17 protein-coding genes are annotated in these 21,601 nt (G+C 73.6%); 12 read left to right on the top strand and 5 right to left on the bottom strand.

Translation table 11 applies throughout. The annotated features are described in order from the left end of the window. Positions 1–24 precede the first annotated feature (24 nt). On the top strand, positions 25–2,667 hold the full coding sequence (locus Dvina_RS40220; protein ID WP_223095267.1) for a putative bifunctional diguanylate cyclase/phosphodiesterase: 2,643 nt from the start codon (positions 25–27) through the stop codon (positions 2,665–2,667). Here the strand turns inward: Dvina_RS40220 and Dvina_RS40215 are convergent. After that, the gene (locus tag Dvina_RS40215; RefSeq protein ID WP_223095265.1) at positions 2,664–3,755 is read right to left on the bottom strand and encodes a cellulose binding domain-containing protein; all 1,092 of its coding nucleotides are present in this window, start codon (positions 3,753–3,755) and stop codon (positions 2,664–2,666) included. The genes Dvina_RS40220 and Dvina_RS40215 overlap by 4 nt on opposite strands. A gap of 186 nt (positions 3,756–3,941) precedes the next feature. On the opposite strand from Dvina_RS40215, the gene Dvina_RS40210 reads away from it, so the two are divergent. Continuing rightward, entirely contained in the window at positions 3,942–4,799 is an 858-nt protein-coding gene (locus tag Dvina_RS40210) for a hypothetical protein (protein WP_223095263.1), read from the top strand. Here the strand turns inward: Dvina_RS40210 and Dvina_RS40205 are convergent. Next, a complete protein-coding gene (locus tag Dvina_RS40205; RefSeq protein ID WP_223095261.1) occupies positions 4,796–5,494 on the bottom strand; it encodes an alpha/beta fold hydrolase in 699 nt (232 codons plus the stop codon). The two genes, Dvina_RS40210 and Dvina_RS40205, sit on opposite strands and share 4 nt — an antisense overlap. A 65-nt stretch (positions 5,495–5,559) precedes the next feature. Here Dvina_RS40205 and Dvina_RS40200 point away from each other — a divergent pair, with 65 nt between their 5' ends. Continuing rightward, a complete protein-coding gene (locus Dvina_RS40200) occupies positions 5,560–6,525 on the top strand; it encodes a helix-turn-helix transcriptional regulator (protein WP_223095259.1) in 966 nt (321 codons plus the stop codon). Positions 6,526–6,570: 45 nt separating this feature from the next. On the opposite strand, the gene Dvina_RS40195 is transcribed toward Dvina_RS40200, so the two are convergent. Then, positions 6,571–7,185 (bottom strand): TetR/AcrR family transcriptional regulator, encoded by a 615-nt coding sequence (locus Dvina_RS40195; protein ID WP_223095257.1) that lies wholly within the window; start codon positions 7,183–7,185, stop codon positions 6,571–6,573. A gap of 48 nt (positions 7,186–7,233) precedes the next feature. On the opposite strand from Dvina_RS40195, the gene Dvina_RS40190 reads away from it, so the two are divergent. Next, a complete protein-coding gene (locus tag Dvina_RS40190; protein WP_223095255.1) occupies positions 7,234–8,004 on the top strand; it encodes an alpha/beta fold hydrolase in 771 nt (256 codons plus the stop codon). 54 nt (positions 8,005–8,058) lie between these two features. Here the strand turns inward: Dvina_RS40190 and Dvina_RS40185 are convergent, their stop codons facing one another. Beyond that, positions 8,059–10,419: an RICIN domain-containing protein gene (locus tag Dvina_RS40185; RefSeq protein ID WP_223095252.1), complete on the bottom strand. Its 2,361-nt coding sequence runs from the start codon at positions 10,417–10,419 to the stop codon at positions 8,059–8,061. Between the two features lie 74 nt (positions 10,420–10,493). On the opposite strand from Dvina_RS40185, the gene Dvina_RS40180 reads away from it, so the two are divergent. Beyond that, positions 10,494–11,279 (top strand): ROK family protein, encoded by a 786-nt coding sequence (locus Dvina_RS40180; protein ID WP_223095250.1) that lies wholly within the window; start codon positions 10,494–10,496, stop codon positions 11,277–11,279. Positions 11,280–11,306: 27 nt separating this feature from the next. Here the strand turns inward: Dvina_RS40180 and Dvina_RS40175 are convergent, their stop codons facing one another. Next, positions 11,307–12,404, bottom strand: coding sequence for an RICIN domain-containing protein (locus Dvina_RS40175; protein ID WP_343217058.1), 1,098 nt, complete (start codon positions 12,402–12,404; stop codon positions 11,307–11,309). A 228-nt stretch (positions 12,405–12,632) separates the two neighbouring features. Here Dvina_RS40175 and Dvina_RS40170 point away from each other — a divergent pair, with 228 nt between their 5' ends. Genes Dvina_RS40170 through Dvina_RS40140 form a run of 7 tightly spaced genes read left to right on the top strand, consistent with a single transcriptional unit; the run spans position 12,633 to position 21,460 of the window. After that, a complete protein-coding gene (locus Dvina_RS40170) occupies positions 12,633–13,385 on the top strand; it encodes an ROK family protein (RefSeq protein WP_223095248.1) in 753 nt (250 codons plus the stop codon). A gap of 36 nt (positions 13,386–13,421) precedes the next feature. Continuing rightward, positions 13,422–15,455, top strand: a complete 2,034-nt coding sequence (locus tag Dvina_RS40165) for an alpha/beta fold hydrolase (protein WP_223095246.1) — start codon at positions 13,422–13,424, stop codon at positions 15,453–15,455. A gap of 4 nt (positions 15,456–15,459) precedes the next feature. Further along, positions 15,460–16,554 carry a nucleotide disphospho-sugar-binding domain-containing protein gene (locus Dvina_RS40160; protein WP_223095244.1) on the top strand — a complete coding sequence of 365 codons (1,095 nt, stop codon included), beginning with the start codon at positions 15,460–15,462 and terminating at the stop codon, positions 16,552–16,554. A gap of 51 nt (positions 16,555–16,605) precedes the next feature. Beyond that, the gene (locus Dvina_RS40155) at positions 16,606–17,337 is read left to right on the top strand and encodes an ABC transporter ATP-binding protein (RefSeq protein WP_223095242.1); all 732 of its coding nucleotides are present in this window, start codon (positions 16,606–16,608) and stop codon (positions 17,335–17,337) included. A 1-nt stretch (position 17,338) separates the two neighbouring features. Next, positions 17,339–19,732, top strand: a complete 2,394-nt coding sequence (locus Dvina_RS40150; protein WP_223095239.1) for an ABC transporter permease — start codon at positions 17,339–17,341, stop codon at positions 19,730–19,732. A gap of 10 nt (positions 19,733–19,742) precedes the next feature. Next, positions 19,743–20,807 (top strand): sensor histidine kinase, encoded by a 1,065-nt coding sequence (locus Dvina_RS40145; protein ID WP_223095237.1) that lies wholly within the window; start codon positions 19,743–19,745, stop codon positions 20,805–20,807. Beyond that, the gene (locus Dvina_RS40140) at positions 20,804–21,460 is read left to right on the top strand and encodes a response regulator (RefSeq protein ID WP_223095235.1); all 657 of its coding nucleotides are present in this window, start codon (positions 20,804–20,806) and stop codon (positions 21,458–21,460) included. The genes Dvina_RS40145 and Dvina_RS40140 overlap by 4 nt, the downstream gene beginning before the upstream one ends. Positions 21,461–21,601: the final 141 nt, after the last annotated feature.

Raw genomic sequence — 21,601 nt, 5'->3', positions numbered from 1 at the left:
CGGGATCGGGACGAAGGGGGCCGGGTGCTGCTGCGGGCTTATGCGGCGATCGGTGTGCTGCTGGGCGGGGTCTACTTCGCGACACCCGACTCGCCGCTGCGCACCGTGCTCTGGGGCGCCATCGCCACGTCGTCGGTGGGGGCGATCGTCACCGGGATCCTCGTGCACCGGCCCGCGCGGCCGTTGCCGTGGTGGATCGCGGCGGCCGGGCTGGGGTCGTACAGCATCGGCGAGTGGCTGTTCTACTGGCCGCAGCTCGTCGACGGGCAGCCCGCACCCTCGCTGGGGATCGCCGACGCGTTCTACCTCGTGCTGTACCCGTGCCTCGCCGCGGCACTGGCGATTTTCGTGCGGCGGCAGAATCCCGGCGGTGACCGGGCCGCGGTGCTCGACGGCACGATCGTGACGATCGGGTTCGCGCTGCTGACCTGGGTCTTTCTGATCGAGCCCTTCCTGACGCAGCCCACCACCGTCGCCGAGCGGGTGCAGGCGGTCGCCTACCCGTTCGGTGACGTGCTGGTCCTGGCGGTGATGGCGCGGCTCGGCGGCGGGCGGACCAGCCGCGGTGCGCCCCTGCGGCTGCTGTTCGCGGGGCTCGCCTGCCTGCTCACCTCCGACACCGCGTACACCTGGCAGGCGCTGCGCGGTGACTTCCACGCCGGGAGCTGGGTCGACGCGACCTGGGCCGCGTTCTACGTGTGCATCGGGTGCGCCGCGCTGCACCCGGACATGCGCAACGTCGACGAGCGGCTGCCGGCCGCCCCGCCGCGGCTGTCCAGCGGGCGGGTCGCGGTGCTGCTGGCGGTGGCGGCGCTGCTCATCCCGGTCGTCATCACCATCAAGTCCGCCGCGTCGACCGAGCTCGCCGTCTTCCTGACCGCGTCGTGTGTCCTGTTCGTGCTCGTCCTGATCCGCCTGGCCGACATCGTCAACGTCCTGCGCGAGGTCCAGCGGCAGCGGGCGGAGGGCCGCTTCCGCCGGCTCACCGAGCATGTCACCGATCTGGTGTCGATCTGCCGGCCCGACGGCGTCATCCAGTACGTCACGCCCTCGATCGAGTCGCTGCTGGGCCTGACCGCCGCGGACGTCGAGGGGCGGTCGCTGCTCGAACTGGTCCACCCGGATGATCGCGACCGGGTACAGCTCCTGCTGGCCACCCGCGACGAGGGCATCGCCGGGTCCGGCTCGACGGGCTCCGCGCCGGCCGACCCGGACCCGGCGCTGGTGGGCCCGGTCGAGTGCCGGCTGCGCCGGGCCGACGGGCGGTACGTGATCACCGAGACCACCGGGCGCGCGGTCGACGACGGCGACGGCAGCGGATACCTGCTGACCACGCGCGACATCACCGAGCGCAAGCTGCTCGAGGGGCAGCTCACGCACCAGGCGTTCCACGACGGGCTGACGGGGCTGGCCAACCGGGCGCTGCTGGCCGACCGCATCCACCACGCGCTGGAGCGCCGGGGCACCCCGTACCGCCACATCGCCCTGCTCATCGTCGACCTGGACGACTTCAAGACGGTCAACGACTCCCTCGGGCGGGCGGCCGGCGACGCGCTGCTGCGGACCACCGCCGACCGCCTGCGCTCGTGCCTGCGCTCGGCCGATACCGCGGCCCGGCTCGGCGGGGACGAGTTCGCGATGCTGCTGGAGCACCTCGACGACGCGGCCGAGGCGGCGCGGGTGGCCGAGCGGGTGCTCAACGCCGTGCGCCGGCCGATCACCGTCGGCGGCCGGGAGATCCAGCCGCAGGCCAGCGTCGGCATCGCGCTGCCCGATCCGGACCGGCCGCCGGACGCCGACGAGCTGCTGCGCAACGCCGACGTCGCCATGCACATGGCCAAGCGCCAGGGCCGCAACCGTTACGCGTACTTCGCCCCGAGCATGCAGGCCGGGCTCCTGGAGAAGCTGGACCTGGTCGAGGACCTGCGCGGCGCGATCGAACGGCACGAGTTCGTCGTGTACTACCAGCCGTTCGTCGACCTCCAGGACGGCTCGATCGTCGGCGCCGAGGCCCTGGTCCGCTGGCACCATCCGACCAAGGGGCTCATCCCGCCGGACCGGTTCATCCCGCTCGCCGAGGAGACCGGGCTGATCCTGCCGCTGGGCTACGAGGTGCTCGAGATCGCCTGCCGGGCCGCCGCCGCGCTGGACAAGAAGATCAGCGTCAACCTGTCACCGCGCCAGGTGCAGGACCCGGCTGTCACGCTGTACGTCCAGCAGACCCTCCGCCACAGCGGACTGGACCCGGACCGGCTCACGCTCGAGATCACCGAGTCCCTCCTGAGCGAGGACGCCGACGTCGCCGCGAGCCGCCTGGCCGAGCTCAAGGCGCTCGGGGTGCGCCTCGCGGTCGACGACTTCGGCACCGGGTACTCCTCCCTGTCCCGCCTCCACGCCTTCCCCATCGACATCCTGAAGATCCCGAAGCCGTTCGTCGACGGCGTGGCCCGCGGGCCCGAGCACTCGGCCCTGGCCCGCGCCATCCTCGACCTGGCCCAGGCGCTCGATCTGCAGGTCGTGGCCGAGGGCATCGAGGACGCGGCCCAGGCGCGCGAGCTCGCCCGCCTGGGCTGCCCGATCGGCCAGGGCTTCCACTTCTCCCGCGCGGTGCCGGAGCGCGAGTTCGCGCAGCTGCTGACCCGGGGCGCCTTCGCCCTGGCCTCCTAGCCCGCGCTGCAGATCACGGCCGGGGTGCCGCCGGTGCCGTTGCCGAGGAAACCGTAGGTCGCCGTGCCGTTCGCGGCCAGGGCGCCGTTCCAGCTCACGTTGGTGCCGGTGACGACGGCCCCGGACTGGGTGAGCGTCGCGTTCCACGCCTGCGACACCGTCGCGCCGCCGGTGAACGTGAACCGGGTCGTCCAGCCCGCGATCGCGGCGGTGCCGGTGTTGCGCACCGTCACCTCGCCCTGGAACCCGCCGGGCCACTGGTTCGTCACCGTGTAGGTCGCCGCGCAGCCGCCGGGAGCCGAGGAGGCACTCGGCGACGTGCTCTTCGAGGGGCTCGGCCCGGCGGACGTGCTCCTCGACGGGCCGGGGCTGGCGGGTGCGCCGCCGAGGACGCCGGCCAGCGGCGGATACCAGCGGGCGGCCATCTTCTGGTTGCCGGTGTCGTTCGGGTGGACGCCGTCGCCGGTGTCGGTCGCGGTGCTGAAGCCGGTCCACTGGTCCACGACGATGACGGGCGACGCCGCCGTCGTCTTCCCGGCCGCCCAGCCCGGGATCGCCGCGTTGAGCGCCACAACCCGCTGCGCGCACTCCGGGCACGTCGGCGGGCTCATCGGGATGATCTGTGCGACCAGGACGCGCATCGAGGGGTTGGCGGCCCGCATCTGGTCGACAAGCTTGGAGTACGCGGCGAGGATCGTGTCGGTGCTCTTGTTGCTCCACACGTCGTTGGTCCCGAAGTGCATGAGCACCACGTCCGGCCGGGACGCGGCGAGCCAGCCGGGGAGCTGGTCCTGGTCGGCGACGGCGGTGACGAGCGCGCCGCCGTGGCCCTCGCCGTCCCCGTCATACGGGACCGAACAGCCCTGCGGCGCCTGCGTGCCGACAAAATCGATGTTGGTGTACCCGTTCGCCTGCAACTGCTGCCACAGCAGCGCCCGCCAGCAGCCCGGCGAGCCCGTGATCGAGTCGCCGAGGGGCATGATGCGCACCGCCGCCGCGGCCGCCGCCGACCCGGGCAGCGCGAGCGCGACCGACCCGGCCAGCAGCGCGGCCACCGCCGCCACCGCGTACGTCAACCGCCACCGCATGGTCGCTCCCTCCGCCGCTTCCGGTTGGCCGGATTAGAGCAAGCGCTTCGATACAGCTCAATGGCGCGCGGCATGGTGGGCCGGGGACCAGCGCGGGCGCCCTGAACGTTTCACGGAGCGGCCGTCATCGATGCGGGCACCCCTGTGACATCCTCGTATCCGCATGTGTGACAACGGGGAGGAACCATGACGCAGCCAGGGCCGCCGTACGAGCATTACGAGGTCTCGCCCGCCGGCGAGGAGTACACCGGGCAGTACAACCCGCAGCAGCCGTACTCCGGCCAGCCCTACCCGGGGCCGCCGCAGCAGTACTCCGCGCCGCCGTACGCGAACCAGCCGTACTCCGCCCCGCCGCAGCAGCCGCCCTACCAGCCGCCGTACGCCCAGCCGCAGCCGCCCGCGCCCCGGCCGCCGCGGCGCAGCGGCAGCCTGATCGTGCTCCTGGCCAGCCTCGGCGTCCTGGCGATCGTCGCCGTCGCCGTGGTGATCGTCGTGGTGGTGCAGAAGAAGGACGGGCCGGCCGGTGAGCCGAAGGGGCAGGGCCCGGCCGCGACGAGCGCCGCGTCCGCGCCCAGCGCCACCCCGGCCCAGGTCGGCCCGGTCGACTCGTGCCTGATCGGCAACTGGCGGCAGACGACCTACAGGTCCGAGATCGACCTGAGCAGCATCACCCTCGACGGCAGGAAGCTCGGCGACGTGGTCGTCAGCGGCGACGGGCGGACCTGGAAGATCGGCGTCGACGGCAAGGCCACCGAGGACTTCAGCAAGGCGGTGTACCGGGGCCGGACCGACACCGGCAAGGCGGTCGAGGTGTCGTTCACCGGGAAGAACGAGTGGGACCTCAAGACGGCCGACCACCAGATCCTCTTCACCTCGACCGGCAGCACGGTGGCCATGACCGTCAAGATCGACGGCGCCAACCCGGTGACCGACACCGTCGCGCCGCACAACAACCCGCAGCCGTACGAGTGCTCGAAGAACTCCTGGACCGCCAAGTCCCTGACCGACGAGAACGCCTCGACCGTCTACACCCGCGCCGACTAGCCGAGCCGGTCGAGCAGCGCGGCGAGGTCGGCCGGGCGGCTGAACATCGGCCAGTGCCCGGTCGGCAGCTCGTGCACCCGGTAGTCGCGGCGGTCGAGCCCGGCGAAGAACGGATGCCCGGCGGCGATCATCTGCTCCACGTTCTCCCTGGTGAACGTGGAGATGACCAGGTCGGTCGCGGGCTGCTCGGGCCGTTTCAGGTGCAGCTTCGCGGCTACGGAGGCGTGCGGGTGCGGCGTCGCCCGCTCGCGGATCCACGCGGAGCGGCCCTCGAGGCCCGCGAACAGGCGCGGATCGTCGGCCGGGTCGAACGAGGGCGGCGGCACGTCGGCGCCGCTCGGGTCCGGCTCGCTGCCGCCGTACTCGGCCTGGGAGGCGCCGTCGGGCACCGGGCCGCTGTCCACGTACACGACCCGGGTCACCCGGTCTCCGAGCCGCTCGACGGCCCCGCGCACCGGGAAGCAGCCGTAACTGTGCGCGACGAGGGTGACCGGCCCGGCGGCCCGCCCGGCCGCGGCCACCACGTCGTCGATGTGCGACTCGAGGGTCGCCGAGCCGGCCTCGCCCGACCGCTCGGCCAGCCCGCCGAGCGTCACCGCTGTCACGCCGTGCCCCGCCGCCCGCAGCGGCTCGGCCACCGCGTCCCACGCCCATGCGCCGAGCCACATGCCCGGGACCAGGATCAAGTTCGTCATGGCTCGACGCTAAAGTGGCATCCGGGCGGATCCCGCCCTGATTGGTGTCGGCATTGGAGTGGCCTGTGTCACAGTCCACCGGGCGCGTGCTCGCGCTGCTGGAGGTGCTCCAGGCCCAGCCCGGGCTGACCGGCCCGCAGCTGGCCGAGCGGCTCGGCATCGACGAGCGCACCGTGCGCCGCTATGCCGCCGCCCTGGCCGGCCTGGGCCTGCCGGTGTCGGCCGGGCGCGGGCGCTACGGCGGCTACCGGCTCGCGCCCGGGTTCCGGCTCCCGCCGCTCATGCTCGGCGACGACGAGGCCGTCGCGGTCGTCCTCGGGCTGCTGGCCGCCGAACGCCTCGGCCTGGGTGTCGGCGCCCCGGCCCGGGCGTCGGCCCTGGCGAAGATCGAGCGGGTCCTCCCGGCCGCCCTGCGCGAGCGGGTCCGGGCCGTCCGCGAGACTCTCGGCTTCACCCAGCCGCCCCGCGCGGCCGGCCTGTTCGACGTCCAGCACCTCCTGGCCATCGGCGAGGCGGTCCGCGACAGTCGCCGGGTCGGCCTCACCTACCGCTCGTGGCGGGGCGAGGAGACGACCCGCGACTTCGACCCCTACGGCGTGGTGTTCCACAACGCCCGCTGGTACACGACGGGCCTGGACCACCGCAGCGGCGAACTGCGCACCCTGCGCCTGGACCGCATCGAGGCCGTCGCCCTGACCGCCGACACCTTCGAGCCGCCGCCGTCCTTCGACCCGGCCGCGCACGTGGTCGACGCCCTGGCCGCCGTCCCGTACCGCCACGAGGTCGAGGTCCTCCTCCACGCCCCGGTCGCGGACGTCCGCCGCCGCGTCCCGGCGACCGCCGGCACCGCGACCCCGGCCCCCGGCGGCGCCACCCGCCTGACCTGCCGGGCCGAGCACCTGAGCGGCATGGCCCAGATGCTTGCCGGCCTCGGCTGGGACTTCACCGTCGTGCGCCCGCCCGAGCTGCGCACCGAGGTCGCGGACCTCGGCCGCCGCCTGCTGCGCCACGCCGGCCCGCCGCCCGGATGACCCCGATGCCCGCGGCGCCGGCCGGCAGTGATCGGCCGGGCCGGCTCAGGCCAGCAGACCCGAGAGGAGGCTGCGCAGCGTCCGCTCGAAGAGGTCGGGGACGTCCGGCGGGGGAGTGATCGCCCCGGCCGACGCCTCCTGGATCGCGGCGGCCAGGTTGGGGTACCGCGCCAGGTCGACGCCGGCGAAGGAGAGGCCCGCGGGCTGGGGGCGGGCGAACATCGCCACCACGCCGGTGATCATGGCCACCGCCTCGAACTTGGCCGTCGTCGTGGCCTGGATCGGGGCCAGGGCGCCGAGGCAGTGGTCGAAGTACGCCAGGCCGTGCGGGCCCAGGGACTGCACGTGCTGGATGGCCTCGATGAGCCAGGGGTGTCGCTTGTAGACGGTCAGCTGGCGGCGGGCCACCTGGAGCAGGGCGTCGATCGGGTCGGCGGCGGCCGGGAACGGGGGGATCTCGCCGATGACGGCGTCGGCCATCCGGTCCAGCAGGGCGTCGCGGGACGGGAAGTAGCGGTACAGGGAGCCGGCGCCCGTGCCCAGCGTCCCGGCGATCGCGCGCATGGAGACGGCCGGCAGGCCCTCGGCGTCGGCGAGCGCGACGGCCACCGTCACGATCTGCTCGCGGCTGAAGCCTGGCACTGGACCTCGCGTTCCCATGACACTACCCTAAAACTGCAAACAGCGTTCGCAGATATGGGAGGGTTCATGGACCTGGTGGTGGTGCACGGCGGTGCGATCACGAAGCGGTACTACGAGCCGCTGGCCAAGCGGCTGGCCGGGCGGGTGAACGTCCACCTGTACAACCGGCGCGGGCGCGAGGAGGCGGGGCCGCGGCCGCCCGGCTACACCGTCGACGACGAGATCGCCGACCTGGCCGCGGTGCTGGAGCGGACCGGGGCGCGCAGCGTGCTCGGGCACAGCTTCGGCGGGCTCGTCGTCATGCGGGCCGCGCTGGAGCTGCCGCTCGACGCCATCGTGCTGTACGACGGGACCGTCAACGTGGACAACGTGTTCCCGACGGCCTACATCCCGCAGATGCGCGCGTACGTCGACGCCGGCGACATCCCGCGGGCTCTCGCGGTCATGAGCGGCGGGCTGAACCTCGGCGGGCTGCCGTTCGGTGTGCGGGTGGCGATGTGCCGGCTGTTCCTGAAGACGCCTGTCGGCAAGATGATGGGCGGGCTCCTGCCGGGCACGATGCTGGAGACCGAGGAGGTCGCGGCGACACCGACGACGGCGGCGGACTACTCGGGGGTCACCGCCCGGACACTGCTCATCGCCGGGGCCAGGAGCGGGCACTACTACCGGACGATGAACGACAGGCTGGCCGCGGCCATGCCCGACGCGCGGACGCACGTGCTGGCGGGCGCGGGGCACAACGAGCCGTGCCGGGGGCGGCCCGCGCTCGCCGACCTGGTCGCCGGCTTCCTGGCCGGGGCGCCCGCGAAACCGGGCCCCGGGCCGGCCCGGTCATAGCGAAGCCCTGACCGGACCGGACCGGGTGGAAGCCGCCCCGGCCCTAGGGGAGCGCTACCGGGTCCAGCGCTGGTTGGCGCCGCCGTTGCACGTCCACAGCTCGACCGGGGTGCCGTTCGCGGTGCCCTGGCCGGTGACGTCCAGGCACAGGCCGGACTGGACGCCCTTGACGGTGCCGTCGGAGCCGACGGTCCACTGCTGGTTCGCGCCGCCGTTGCAGTCCCAGATCGCCACGGGAGACCCGGCCGTCGTCGCGTTGTTCAGCACGTCGAGGCACTTGTTCGAGTACACCCGCAGCGTCCCTGAGGTTTGGGTCCACTGCTGGTTGGCGCCGCCGTTGCAGTCCCAGATCGCGAGCTGGGTGCCGTTCGTCGTCGACTGGTTGGGCACATCGAGGCAGCGGCCGGACTGGGCGCCGACCAACTGGCCGCTGACCGGTGGGGGCGGGCCGGCCACGGCGGTGACCGAAAGGTTGTCGAACTGGGCGGTCTCGCCCTGGCTGGTGCCGATGCCGACCTGCCCGGTGTACCAGGCGGCGTCGGTGAGCGTCGCCACCGTGGCGCCGTCGACCTGGGCGGTGAGGCTGGTGCCCGACATGCTCAGCGCGAGGTTGTGCCAGGTGCCGGTCCCGGGCGCGGCCACCGTCCCGCTGCGCAGCGTCGTCATGGTGTTGTTGACGTCGTTGCGCAGCACGCTCCAGGCTCCGGTGTCCGCGAGCCGGAAGTAGTACGCGTCGAGGCCCGCGGGCCCGAAGGCGTGCTGGGTGCCGGCCCGCCCGATCACCTCGACGTATCCGGCCTGCTCCAGCCGCACGTCGGCCGAGACCCGGTAGTTGCTCCAGCCCAGGTCGCCCAGCAGCGCGTACGGGTCGCTGAGGGTGTCCCAGGTGATCGGGGCCCGCGGCGACATCTGCCGCACGCACGGCGTCCCGCCGCACTGGGCAATCTCGAACGCGCCCTGCATGTCGGCCAGGTACTTCGCCTCGCGGCCGATCGAGTAGGAGTTGAAGTTGTCCGAGTACGGCAGCGCCAGGGAGCCGGCGGCCGGCGCGCTCGCGGTGCCCTTGCCCTGGCCGGTCGTCGTGCTGAGCGTGTACACCCGGCCCGGCTGCAGCGTCACCGAGAAGGTGCCGTTGACCGGCGTCACGGCCGCGCCCTGCGTGAAGTAGTCGGCCGGGCTGGTGCTCGACAGCAGCGACGACCACACGTGGACCGCTGCGGTGGACAGCCCGCCGGTGACGGTCGCGGTGAACGGCTGCGCCGCCGTCGCGTCGAGGGTCTCGATGACGACGCTGTAGTTGCCGCTGCCGGGATCGCGCATCGTCACGTAGGAGCCGTTGGCCCGGTTCCCGCCCAGGTATCCGGACGCCGAGTCCAGATACCGCCAGCCGGGTGCGGTGAACTGGGTCGTGTGCGCCATGACCCACGTGTTCCGGCCGATCGAGTAGTTGCCCGACCACGGCTGCGCGGCCAGGGCGACACCCATCGTCGGGAACGGGATGTTCGGCGTGATAGCGGCGATGACCGGCCAGTTGATGTACGCGGTCATCTTCCCGTCGAGGTAGCCGCGGTTGATCCCGCGGGCCAGGGCGACGGCACCCAGGTTGTAGTCGTCGGAGCCGTTCTCGCTCGCCCAGACCTTCTTGCCACTGTTGATCGCATTGGTACTGCTGGGACAGTTCGACTGCGACCCGCGGTACCCGCACACATAGTGCGAACCGAGCACGTCGACGGCGGCCGCGAACGCCGGATCGCTCACCACGTCGTCGGCCGGGGCCCAGCTGGTGTCGTCGGCGACCACCTGCACGTTGCCGTAGCCGTGGCTGGTGAGGGACGCCTTGAGCCGCTCGTACCAGCCCTTGTCGTAGCCGCGCTCGTTCCAGCCGCCGATGTAGTCGAACGTCAGCCCGTGGCTGTTCTTCGCGCAGTCCAGGAACTTCACGTAGTAGTTGATCATGTCGTCGGACCAGAAGTTGCCGTTGCCGATCCAGCCCGGCGCGCCCCAGGCGAGCGCGTAGAGCTTGATCTGCGGGTTGCGGGCCCGGGCCTGCTCGGCCATCCACCACTCGTAGCCGCGGTTGCAGTTGAGATCGCCCGCGGTGTGCTGGTGGCTGGGCTCGGCCCCGCTCGTCGAGTTGGTGTCGCCGCCGACCTCGACCTTCATGATCTGCATGGCGGCGCCGTAGCCGGGCTTGAACAGGTAGTCGAGGATCTGGCTGCGCTGCGGCTCCGGGTAGTCGTACAGCAGGCGGCTGTTGCCCCCGCCCCCGGAGATGGCGCCGACGCCGTCGAAGGTGCGCCCGGCGGCGGTCCCGTTGATGGTGACGGTGGTCGCGGCGGCCGCGGCGCCGGGGCTGATCAGCTGGGTGGCGACGAGGAGCAGGGCGGCGGCGAGGAGGGTCGGACGTCGTTTCATGTGTGGTCCTCCATGGCGGTGGGGTGAACCACGACCAGATTCCCACACATATCGACACGCCTCTACACTGAATCGTGTCGATTTCTTTGGACATCGGCGGCACCTGGACGCGTGTCTCGTCCGGGGTGCGCCTGCGCACGGAACCGTCGTACGACAACCAGCTCGCCCGCCTCGCCGAAGCGGTGCCGCGCGCCACCGCCCCGGTCGGCGTCTCGTTCGGCGGCCGGGTCACGGCGGCGGGCACGGTCCGAGTGGCGCTGAACCTGCGCGACTACGAGGGCCGCCCCCTCGGCGCCGACCTGTCCGCACTGCTCGGCGTTGCGGTGCGGGTCGCCCACGACGCCACCTGCGGCCTGGTCGGCGAGGCGCTGGCCGGGGCGCTGCAGGGCTTCGAGCGCTGCGGCTACCTGACGCTGTCCACCGGCGTCGGCGCGGCGCTGCGCCTGGGCGGCGTATGGCTGACCACCGAGGTCGGGCACCAGCTCGTGGCCGGCAACCCGCTGCCCTGCGACTGCGGGCAGACCGGGTGCCTGCAGACGCTTACCGGCGGCGGCGCGCTGCGGCGGCGCCTCGGCCGGCCGCTGGAGTCGGTCGACGATCAGGCGTTCTGGGCGGCGTACGCCGAGTCCCTCGCGCTCGGCGTGGCCAACTTCGCCCTGGCCGCCGGGCTGGAGGCGGTGGCCGTCGGCGGCGCCGTCGCGCTCGGCCGTCCGGCGCTGTGGCCGCTGCTGCAGGCGGCGCTCGCGCGGGTGCTGACGTACCAGCGCGTGGTGGTGCTTCCGGCTCGCCTCGGCGAGCACGCCCCTCTCGCCGGTGCCGCGCGGCTGTGGACCCTGCCGGCGGATGCGGTCCTGCACTGAGCGGTGCCGCATCCGCCGTCCCGGAGGTCAGCGGCGGGCCCACTTCTGGGCGCCGCTGGTGTTGCACTGGTAGAGCTGCACGAGGGTGCCGTTGGCGGTGGCGCCGCCGTTGACGTCGAGGCACTTGCCCGAGCCGGTGCCCACGACGGTGCCGTCGGTGTTGAAGGTGAACTTCTGGGCGGGCGTGTTGTTGCAGTCCCAGATCTGGATCTTCGTGCCGTTCGCGGTGCCGTTGGCGTTCACGTCCAGGCACTTGGTGCCGTAGAGGCGCAGCTCGCCGGCGGCGGTGCGGGTCCAGGACTGGTTGGTGCCCGTGTGGCAGTCCCAGATGATGACCTGGGTGCCGTTGGCCGTGGCGGCTCCGTAGGCGTCCAGGCAGCGGCCGGACTGGGGGTTCGTCACGCCGCCCGCGGTGCCGGTGGGGAGCACGCCGCCGCCCTGGAGACTGGCGGGGACGGACTGCAGCGCGGAGTACCAGCGAAGGCCCATCTTGTCGTAGCCGGCGGCGTTGGGGTGCACGCCGTCGGCCAGGTCGGCGGTGGTGATGGCGCTGTGCATGTCGACCAGATGGGTCTTGGCGCCCTTCTGCGCGACGATGCCGGGGATCGCCGCGTTGTACGCCTGCACCCGGGCCTCGTACGTGGCATTGCTCTCCGGGGTGATCTGGGCGACGAAGAGCTCGACGCCGGGGTCGTTGGCCCGGATCTTGTCGATCAGCGCGGACAGGCGGGCCGGCGCGTTGGCTACGTCGTAGTCCTGGTTCATGTCGTTCGTGCCGATGTGCAGCAGGATCGTCCGCGGCGCGGACGCCTGCAGCCAGCCCACGATGGCGGCGTCCAGCTGGTCGATGCGCCAGCCGGAGTGGCCCTCGTGGTCGTGGTCGCCGAGGTTCGCCGGGCCGTTGGAGCCGGAGCCGACGAAGTCCACGGTGTAGCCGCCGGCGGCCAGGCGCTGCCAGAGGTTGATGCGGTAGCCGCCCGGCACGTTGTAGCCGTCGGTGATCGAGTCGCCGAGGGGCATCACCTTGACGCCGCCGTTGGACTCGGCGAAGGCGGGCGTCGCGGCGCCCAGCGCGGCCGCGATCATGGCGGTGATCAGGCCGGCGGTGGTCAGGAGTCGTCGCACAGCAGTCCTCCCTCAAGGGGGAATGGCCTGCACGCCGCCCTGGCGGAGGCGGCGTGCAGGTGTCTGCGGGGGTTTGCCGGCGCATTGATTGTCAACGATGTGAGAATCGACGTAAACCCGTGCGCGCCGAGCGGTCGGCCACTGCGCCGAGCGGTCGGCCGCGGTGATCAATGTGGCTTTTCGGTGATCGGAGCGGCGGTTTCCGGCAAGCGGGGGCACACTTCACCGGTGGGTGACACGCTGACCATCGACTGCGGCGGCGGCGGGCTGAAGGCGGCCGTCGTCGACGACTCCGACGCGCTGGCCGGCGGCCCGATCCGGATCGCGACGCCGTACCCGTTCCCGCCCGAGCGGTTCATCCGCACGATGCTCGACATCGAGCGCCAGCTCCCACCGGCCGAGCGGGTCACCGTCGGCCTGCCCGGCATGATCCGCCACGGCCGGGTGGTGGCGACCCCGCACTACGTGAACCGGGCCGGCCCGTACACGCCCGTCGACCCCGAGCTCTACGCGGCCTGGACCGGCTACGACGCCCGGGCCGCCCTCAGCCACGCCTTCGGCCGCCCGGTCCTGGTGCTCAACGACGCCGAGGTGCACGGGGCGGCGCTCGTCGTCGGCACCGGCCTGGAGCTGGTCATCACGCTCGGCACGGGGCTCGGCAACGCGCTCTTCGACGACGGCGTCCTCGCCCCGCACCTGGAGCTCTCGCACGGGCCGATCCGGCGCCGAAGGACCTACGACACCTACATCGGCGAGATCCAGCGCCGGGAGCTGGGCAACGCGCACTGGTCGCGGCGGGTGCGGCGGGTCGTGGACGGGCTGCGGCCGGTGTTCCGGTGGGACCGGCTCTACATCGGCGGCGGGAACGCGGCGCTCATCGACGCCGAGTCCGTGGCCCGGCTCGGCGACGACGTGACGATCGCGGCCGGCACCGCCGGGGTCCTCGGCGGGGCGCGCGCCTGGAAAATGATCGGCGGGTAAGCGTACAAAACGGACGAAAGCCTTTATTGTGGTACTGTGCTCACGCTCAGTGACTCCGAAGTCGTCCTCGACACCGCCCGCGGTCCGGTCGCCGCGCTGCTGACCCGCCCGCCGGTGGGCACGGACCGCAATGCCGCGGTGGTGCTGTGCGCCGGCGTCGTGGGGTCGAAGGAGGACTTCCTCCCGGTGCTGCCGGCGATCGCCCGGGCCGGCTACCACGCGTACGCCTACGACTACCACGGCCACTACGCCGAGCTCGCCGACGAGTCGCCGGAGGCGCACACCATCGCGAAGCACGCCGAGGACCTGGTCGCCGTGGTGGAGAGCGCGGGCCGGCCGGTGCACCTGGTCGGGCACTCCTACGGCGGGTTCGTCGCCCGCGCGGCCGCCCTCATGCGGCCCGAGCTGCTGCTCTCCGTCACCCTCATCGGGGCCGGGCCCGGCATGGACGGGGCCAAGCACCGCAGGCTCCTGGCCGGCTTCGACAAGACCCTGGCCCTGCAGGGCGCGGCCGTCATGTGGCCGGTCGTGCGGCGGCTGGTCCCCGAGCGGGACACCGACCGCCGCGAGTTCTGGCGCCGCCGCCTGGCCGGGATGCGGCTGGCCTTCCTGCACGGCGCGCTGCGCTCGCTGACCGCCGAGCCGGACCGGGGCGCCGACCTGCGGGCCACCCGGCTGCCGGTGCTGCTCATGCACGGGTACCGCGACCAGCGCCTGTGGTCGGCCCAGGACTTCGCCGGCTACGCCGGCCGGATGGGCGCCGAGCTCGAGATCATCCCCGACGCGTCGCACAGCCCCAACCTCGAGCAGCCCGGGCTGACCGTCGCCGCCCTGGCCCGGTTCTGGGCCGACGCCGAGCGCCGCCACGCCGAGCGGCTCTTCGTCGACCTGGTCCGGCCCCGGGCCCTGACCGACCCGTACGCCCACTACCGCACCCTGCGCGAGCGCACCCCGGTCCTGCGCATCGACCTGCCCGGCAAGGCGGCCGCGGTGGTCCTGAGCCGGCACGCCGACGTGACCCGGCTGCTCCAGGAGCCGATATTCGCCAGCCCCGGCGAGGACCCGGCCCGGCTCACCCACAACTGGCAGGACGTGCGGATCGTGCGCTGCCTGTATCAGTCGTTCGGCTGGCGCGAGGGCGCCGTGCACACCGAGCTGCGGGCCGCCCTCGCGCGCCGGCTGGTCCCGCGCCGGGCCGAGGAGCTGCGCGCGGACACGATCGCCACCGCCGAGGCGTGCCTGGACCGGTTCGCCGCCCGGCTGGCCGACGGCTCCCCGGTCAACCTGGTCGAGGCCCTGGCCATCCCGTTCGCGTCGCTGGTGACCGGCCGCCTGCTGGACATCCCCGACGCCGACGCGCTGCGCCTGGGGGAGGCGGCCCGGGTCGCCTCGGCCGCGTTCGAGCCGTTCATGACGCCCCGCCAGCGCAGCGAGATGGCCACCGCGGGCGAGGAGCTCATCGACGCGCTCGAGGCCCTGGCCGCGCAGCGCGAGACCGGGCTGCTGCCGATGGTCCGGCGGCTGCGGCCCGACCTGGGCGAGCAGTACCTCGGCGACCTGGTCCTGCTCTTCGGGGCCGGCTACGACTCACCGGCCAGCCTGGTCACCCTCGGTGCGCGGCTGCTCCTGTCGTACCCCGACGAGGCCGCCCTGGTCCGCATCGGCGACGACGACGCGGCCGGCCCCGCGGTCGAGGAGATCCTGCGCTACGAGCCGCCGGTGCAGATCGCCGTGCGCATCGCCATGGCCCCGGCCCGCTTCGGCGACGTCGAGGTCCAGCCCGGCATGGCCGTGCTCGGGCTCGTCGGCGCGGCCAACCGCGACCCGGGGTACGTCACCAACCCCGACCGCTTCGACGTCCTGCGCCGCCCGCCCCGGGCCGCCCTGAGCTTCGGCGCCGGCCGGCACTTCTGCCCCGGCGCCGCCCTGTCCCGCCTGCACGCCCAGGTGCTCTTCCCCCGCCTGCTGCGCCGGTTCCCGACGCTGCGCATCGCCGGCCCGGTCCGCTACCGCGCGCCCGGCACCATGCTGCGCGGCATCGAGGACCTCCCCGTCTCGCTTGGAGTGTGAGCACATGCGCGTCCTGTTCACCATGAACCCGGCCCCCGGCCACCTGTTCTCGATGGTGCCGCTGGCCTGGGCGCTGCACCTGCGCGGCGACCAGGTGCTCGTGGCCGTACCGCAGCCGCTGCACCAGCAGGTCCGCCGGGCCGGGCTGACCGCGGCCGTCGTCGGCGGGGACGCCTCGTTCTTCGAGCTGTGGCCGCCGGGCCGCGACCTCGGCGGCAACGAGGAGCTCGACCTGGATGTGTTCGTCGCCCTGGCCGAGCGCACCCGCGACGACATCGACGCGCTCGTGCGCGCCTGGCGGCCCGACCTCGTCGTCACCGAGCCGGTCGAGTATTCCGGGCCGCTGGCCGCGACGAAGGCCGGCATCCCCTGGGTGCTGCAGCACTGGGGGCTTCCGGTTCCTCCCGCCGAGCACGAGCGGGCCCTGCACAACGTCCGGCACCGTCTCGATGCGCTCTACGACGGCGTCGCCGTGGACCCGCCGGCGCTCACGATCGACACCTGCCCGCCCAGCCTCGGGGGAGTGCCGGGCGGGACACCGATGCGCTATGTGCCGTACAACGCCGCCTGCACCATCCCGGACTGGCTCCTGCAGCCGCCGACCCGCCCGCGGGTCTGCGTGTCGATGGGCACCGTACCGATCCCCGAGGGCGTCGACGGGCTCACCGCCGCCGTCCACGGCCTGGCCGACCTCGACGTCGAGGTGGTGGTCTCGGGCGCGGGCGTGCACAACGTCGCCGACCTGCCCGCCGGCGTGCAGCGCATCGGCTGGATCCCCCACAACCAGCTGCTGCCCGGCTGCGCGCTGTTCGTCCACCACGGCGGCTCCGGCAGCTCGATGGCCGCTCTTACCGCCGGGCGCCCGCAGCTGCTCATGCCCCAGATGTGCGACCAGTTCGCCATCGCCGAGCGGCTCAGCGCCGCCGGTGCGGCCCGCAGCATCCCGTTCCCGCAGCGGTGCGCCGCGGCCGTGCGCATCGAGGCGGGCAAGCTGCTCGGCGACGACGGGTACCAGATCCGCGCGGCCGAGCTGGCCGCCGAGATCGCCGCGATGCCGTCCCCGGCCGCCGTCGCCGAGTCGCTCGTCCTCCTCAGGTAGTACAACCTCGCGCAGACGACGCGGGCGGTCGCGAAACCTAGCGTCACTGCCGTGACAGTCAACGTGGCGGTGCGGGCCGCCGATGTGGTGAAGGTGTACGGCTCCGGCGATACCGCCGTGCGCGCGCTCGACGGCGTCGGGGTCGAGTTCGCGGCGGGGGAGTTCACCGCGGTCATGGGGCCGTCCGGCTCCGGCAAGTCGACGCTCATGCACTGCCTGGCCGGGCTGGACACGGTGGACGGCGGTTCGGTGCGCATCGGCGGCACGGAGCTGACGGGCCTGTCCGACCGGGCGCTGACCCGGCTGCGGCGGGACCGGGTCGGCTTCGTGTTCCAGTCGTTCAACCTGCTGCCGACGCTCACCGCCGAGCAGAACATCACGCTGCCCCTCGACCTGGCCGGTCGCAAGCCGGACCCGGGCTGGCTGCACGAGCTCGTCACGACGCTCGGGATCGCCGACCGGCTGCGGCACCGGCCGTCCGAGCTCTCCGGCGGCCAGCAGCAGCGGGTCGCCTGCGCCCGGGCACTGCTGAGCCGGCCCGACGTGGTCTTCGCCGACGAGCCGACCGGCAACCTCGACTCGCGCACCGGCGCCGGCGTGCTGGAGTTCCTGCGCCGCAGCGTCAAGGAGATGGGCCAGACGGTCGTCATGGTGACCCACGACCCCGTGGCCGCCGGCCACGCCGATCGGGCCGTCCTGCTGGCCGACGGCCGCATCGTCGACGAGATACCGGAGCCCACGCCGGATCTGGTGCTCGCCGGGCTCCGACGGCTGGGCGGCTGACGTGCGAAACACCCGCCGTTTCATCCCGACCCTCGTCGCTGTGGCGCTCGCCGTCGCGTTCGTCGCGGGCACGCTCATCTACCGCGACACCGCCGAGGCCGCGCTCTACGACCAGTACGCCCGCGCCGCCCGCAACGTCGGCGTCGCCGTCACCGCCCGGGGCGACACCCGCCTCCCACCGTCCACACTGGACGCGCTGCGGACCGATCCCGGCGTCGACGGCGCGGACGGCCGCCGGGCCGAGCGGCTGCCGCTGCTCGACCGGCGCGGCCGGCTCGTCACCGACCTCGGCGAGCCCGGCTTCGGCATCAACGCCGGCACGGTCGCGGTGCTGCGCCCGTTCGACGTCACGAGCGGCCGGCTGCCGCAGGCGGGCGGGGAGGCCGCCCTCGACACCCGCACCGCGGGCCGGATCGGCGTGGCCGTCGGCGACGCGGTCACCGTCGTCGACGCGCAGGAGCAGCGGCAGCAGGTGCGGGTCGTCGGCCTGGTCGACGTCACCGGCTTCCAGGGCCGCCGGGCCTCGACAGTCGTCGTCACGGACAGCGAGCTGACCCGGCTCACCGGCGGCTCCGGCTACCGCGAGGTGGTCGCCGCCCTGCGCCCGGGCGCCGATGCGAAGGCCGTGCGCGACCGGGCCGGGGCCGGATCGCCCGCGCTGGCCCGCACCGGCGAGCAGCTCCGCAAGGACCTGGCCAAGGAGGCGTCCGGGCAGCTCAGCGGGCTGCTCGTGGGCATCGGCCTGTTCGCGCTGGTGGCCGTGCTCGTCGCCGCGTTCGTCATTGTCAACACGTTCACGATCGTCATGGCCCAGCGGCTGCGCGAGACCGCCCTGCTGCGCTGTGTCGGCGCCGGGCGCGGGCAGGTGTTCCGGATGGTGCTCGCGGATGCGGCGAAGGTCGGCCTGGCCGGGTCCGTGCTCGGCACCGGCCTCGGCGTGCTCGTCGCCTTCAGCCTGTCCCGGCTGTCCTCGCTCGTCGGGCTGCCCGCCGGCGACGTCGTGCTGACCCCGCTGCCGCTGCTCGCCGGCCCGCTGCTCGGCCTGCTCGTCACCGTCGGCGCCGCTGTCGCCCCGGCGCTGCGGGCGGCCCGGGTCCGGCCCATGGCGGCGCTGCGGGCGGCGGTGCCCGAGTCGGGCGCCTTCCGCCGCCTCACGCTCGTCCTGGCGGCGCTGGCCGCGCTGGGCGGCACCGCGCTGACCGTGGCCGGGGTCCGCGGCACCGGCGGGGCGCTGCAGGCGATGGTGCTGGTCATGGTCGGCGGGATCGGCAACTTCCTGGCCCTCCTGCTGCTGACGCCGCGCCTGGTCGGCCCGGTGGTGCGGGGGCTCGGGTGGCTGCCGGGGCGGGTGTTCGGGGTGCCGGCGAAGATGGCGGCGGCGAACGCCTCCCGCAACCCGGGCCGGACCGCGGCCACCACCGCGACGCTGCTCATCGGGGTGGCGCTGATGGCCGGCGGCGGCACCGTCGCGGCCACCGTCAACCGGACGGCCGAGCAGCAGCTCAACATCGCCTTCCCGGTCGACTACATCCTCACGCCGTCGGTCCCGGGCGAGCTCGTGCCGTCCGCCGTCGCCGGCGAGGTGCGCGCGGCCGGCTTCCCGATCGCCGCCCCCGTCCGCCAGGGCCGGTCCGGCGACCTCCTGGTCGGCACGCTCGACCCGGCGGCCGGGCTGATGCCCGTGCGGCCCGGCACGGCCGTCGTGCCCGCCGCCTCCGACGCGCTCGGCGCCCGGGCGGTCGGCTCGCGGATCGACCTGGTGGCGGGCGGCCGGCAGCTGAGCGTGACAGTGGCCGAGGTGGCCCAGAGCGCCAGCTTCGTCGGCGACGTCGTGCTGGCCGAGGCCGACTTCGCCGCGCTGTTCCCCGACGTCCACAACGACGCGATGGTGCTGGTGAAGGCGGCGCCGGGCCGGGCGGCCGCGCAGACCCGCCCGGAGCTCGACGCGGTGCTGGCCGAGCATCCGCTGGTCCAGGTGGCCGACCTGGCCGAGGTCCGCGACGAGCGCAGCGCCACGATCGACCAGATCGTCGCCATCATCGCCGCGCTGCTCGGGTTTGCGCTCGTCATCGCGGTCATCGGGATCGGCAACACGCTGTCACTCTCGGTGCTGGAGCGGGCCCAGGAGACGGCCCTGGTCCGGGCGCTCGGCCTGACCCGGGGCCAGCTGCGCGGCATGCTGCTGACCGAGGCGCTGCTCATGGCCCTGACCGGGGCGCTCGGCGGGGTCGCGTTCGGCGTGCTCTACGGCTGGCTGACCGCCACTGCCGGCTTCGGCGCGATCCACCCGCTGCTGCGCGTGCCGGTCGGGCAGCTGGCCGCGTTCGTGGCCCTGGCCGCCCTCGCCGCGGTCCTGGCGGCGGTGCTCCCGGCCCAGCGCGCGGCCCGTGCCTAGTCTGGACGGCGTGAGGTCCAGGCTGTTCGACGCGGCGGGGGTGGCGTGCGTCCTGGCGCTGCTCTACCTCGAGCGGCACCTGGCCCCGGTGCCGATCCTGGTCATCGGCACCGCGATGGCCCTGTGCCTGCTGCTGCGGCGGGCCTACCCGGTGCCGGTGGCCGCCGCCGTCTACGGCCTGGCGGTCGTCCAGGTGGCGGTGCGCCCGGCGGTGCGGATGGTCGACGTCTGTGTGCTCATCGCGATGTACTCCGTGGTGAAGTACCACCGCAGGCTGCTCTGGGGCATTGTCGCCGGAGGCGGGGCGGCCGCCGGTGTGCTGATCGCGGCCCTCGTCGAGTGGCGCAGCGACACCGGCAGCTTCTGGACCGTGTTCAGCGTGGTCGGCGCGGTCACCGCCACGGTGTGGGCCAGCGCCTACTCGGTGCGCACCCGCCGGCTCTACATCGCCTCCCTGGAGGAGGAGCGGGACCAGCTGGCCCGGCTGATGGCGGCCGACGAGCGGGCCGCCATCGCGCGGGAGCTGCACGACGTCATCGCCCACAGCCTGTCGGTCATGATCGTCCAGGCCGACGGGGCGGCCTACGTCGTGCAGACCTCGCCGGCCGAGGCGCGCCAGGCCCTCGACACCATCGCCGCCACCGGCCGGGCCGCGCTCACGGACATGCGGCGGGTGCTGGCCGTGCTGCGGGGACCGTCAGCGGTGGTGGAGGAGCGCCGCCGGCCGCGCCTGGCCGACCTGGCCGAGTCGGGGCTGGCCCTGCGGATCGAGGGGTCGGCCGGAGAGCTGGGGGCGGCCGAGGAGCTGACCGTGTTCCGGATCGTGCAGGAGTCGATGACCAACACCCTGCGTCACGCCGGGGCCGGGGCCTCGCTGCTGGTGCGCCTGGAACGGTCGGACGGGACGCTGGCGATCACCGCCACCGACGACGGCCCGGGATCGGTCGCGGGGGCGGAAGGCCACGGGCTGATCGGGATGCGGGAGCGGGTGGCGATGCACGGGGGGACGTTCGCCGCCGGGCCGGTCGACGGCGGCGGATGGCAGGTGCGGGCCACGATCCCGGTGTCCGGATGATCCGCGTCTGCATCGTCGACGATCAGGACCTGGTCCGGGCCGGGTTCAAGATGATCCTGTCCGCGCAGCCCGACATGACGGTCGTGGGAGAAGCCGGGGACGGCGCTGTCGCGCTGGGCTTGCTGCGCGGCCTCGCCGCCGACGTGGTGGTCATGGACATCCGGATGCCGGTGCTGGACGGGGTGGCCGCGACCGCCGAGATCGCCACGTGGCCCGACGGCCCTCGGGTGCTGGTCCTGACCACGTTCGACACCGACGAGGACGCCTTCGCCGCGCTCCAGGCCGGGGCCAGCGGCTTCCTGCTGAAGAACGCGCCGCCGGGCGACCTGCTCGCGGCGATCCGGGTGATCGCGGCCGGCGACGCGGTCGTGGCGCCGCGGGTCACCAAGCGCCTGCTCGACCGGTTCGTCGTGCCGGCCCCCGCGGCCCGGGTCTTCGACGTGCGCCTCGACCGGCTGACCGACCGCGAGCGGCAGGTGCTGCTGCTCGTCGCCGAGGGGCTCTCCAACGCCGAGATCGGCGAGCGGCTCCGGGTCGCCGAGACCACGGTGAAGACGCACGTCGGGCGGGTCCTCACCAAACTCGATCTGCGCGACCGCGTGCAGTTAGTGGTGCTGGCCTATGAAAGCGGGCTTGTGCGGCCCGGAGGATGACGGCGTTCCGTCACGCTCTTGCGGAGATGTGTCTGGATATTGCGCACGAGTGTCGGCCGGGTTACGGTCCCTGATGCACCGACCATCCGCCGACCGGTGCGCCCCCGATCCGGCCCCGCCGCGACCGCCACCGCGTCGGGC

Source organism: Dactylosporangium vinaceum, assembly GCF_019904175.1.
Classification (GTDB): domain Bacteria; phylum Actinomycetota; class Actinomycetes; order Mycobacteriales; family Micromonosporaceae; genus Dactylosporangium; species Dactylosporangium vinaceum.
This window is presented reverse-complemented; position numbering and strand designations above follow the sequence as displayed.

Excerpts from the sequence above, each read along its gene's own strand:
- Dvina_RS40215 (WP_223095265.1), bottom strand. The coding sequence starts at position 3,755 with ATGCGGTGGCGGTTGACGTACGCGGTGGCGGCGGTGGCCGCGCTGCTG.
- Dvina_RS40210 (WP_223095263.1), top strand. The coding sequence starts at position 3,942 with ATGACGCAGCCAGGGCCGCCGTACGAGCATTACGAGGTCTCGCCCGCC.
- Dvina_RS40185 (WP_223095252.1), bottom strand. The coding sequence starts at position 10,419 with ATGAAACGACGTCCGACCCTCCTCGCCGCCGCCCTGCTCCTCGTCGCC.
- Dvina_RS40205 (WP_223095261.1), bottom strand. The coding sequence starts at position 5,494 with ATGACGAACTTGATCCTGGTCCCGGGCATGTGGCTCGGCGCATGGGCG.
- Dvina_RS40160 (WP_223095244.1), top strand. The coding sequence starts at position 15,460 with ATGCGCGTCCTGTTCACCATGAACCCGGCCCCCGGCCACCTGTTCTCG.
- Dvina_RS40195 (WP_223095257.1), bottom strand. The coding sequence starts at position 7,185 with ATGGGAACGCGAGGTCCAGTGCCAGGCTTCAGCCGCGAGCAGATCGTG.
- Dvina_RS40190 (WP_223095255.1), top strand. The coding sequence starts at position 7,234 with ATGGACCTGGTGGTGGTGCACGGCGGTGCGATCACGAAGCGGTACTAC.
- Dvina_RS40140 (WP_223095235.1), top strand. The coding sequence starts at position 20,804 with ATGATCCGCGTCTGCATCGTCGACGATCAGGACCTGGTCCGGGCCGGG.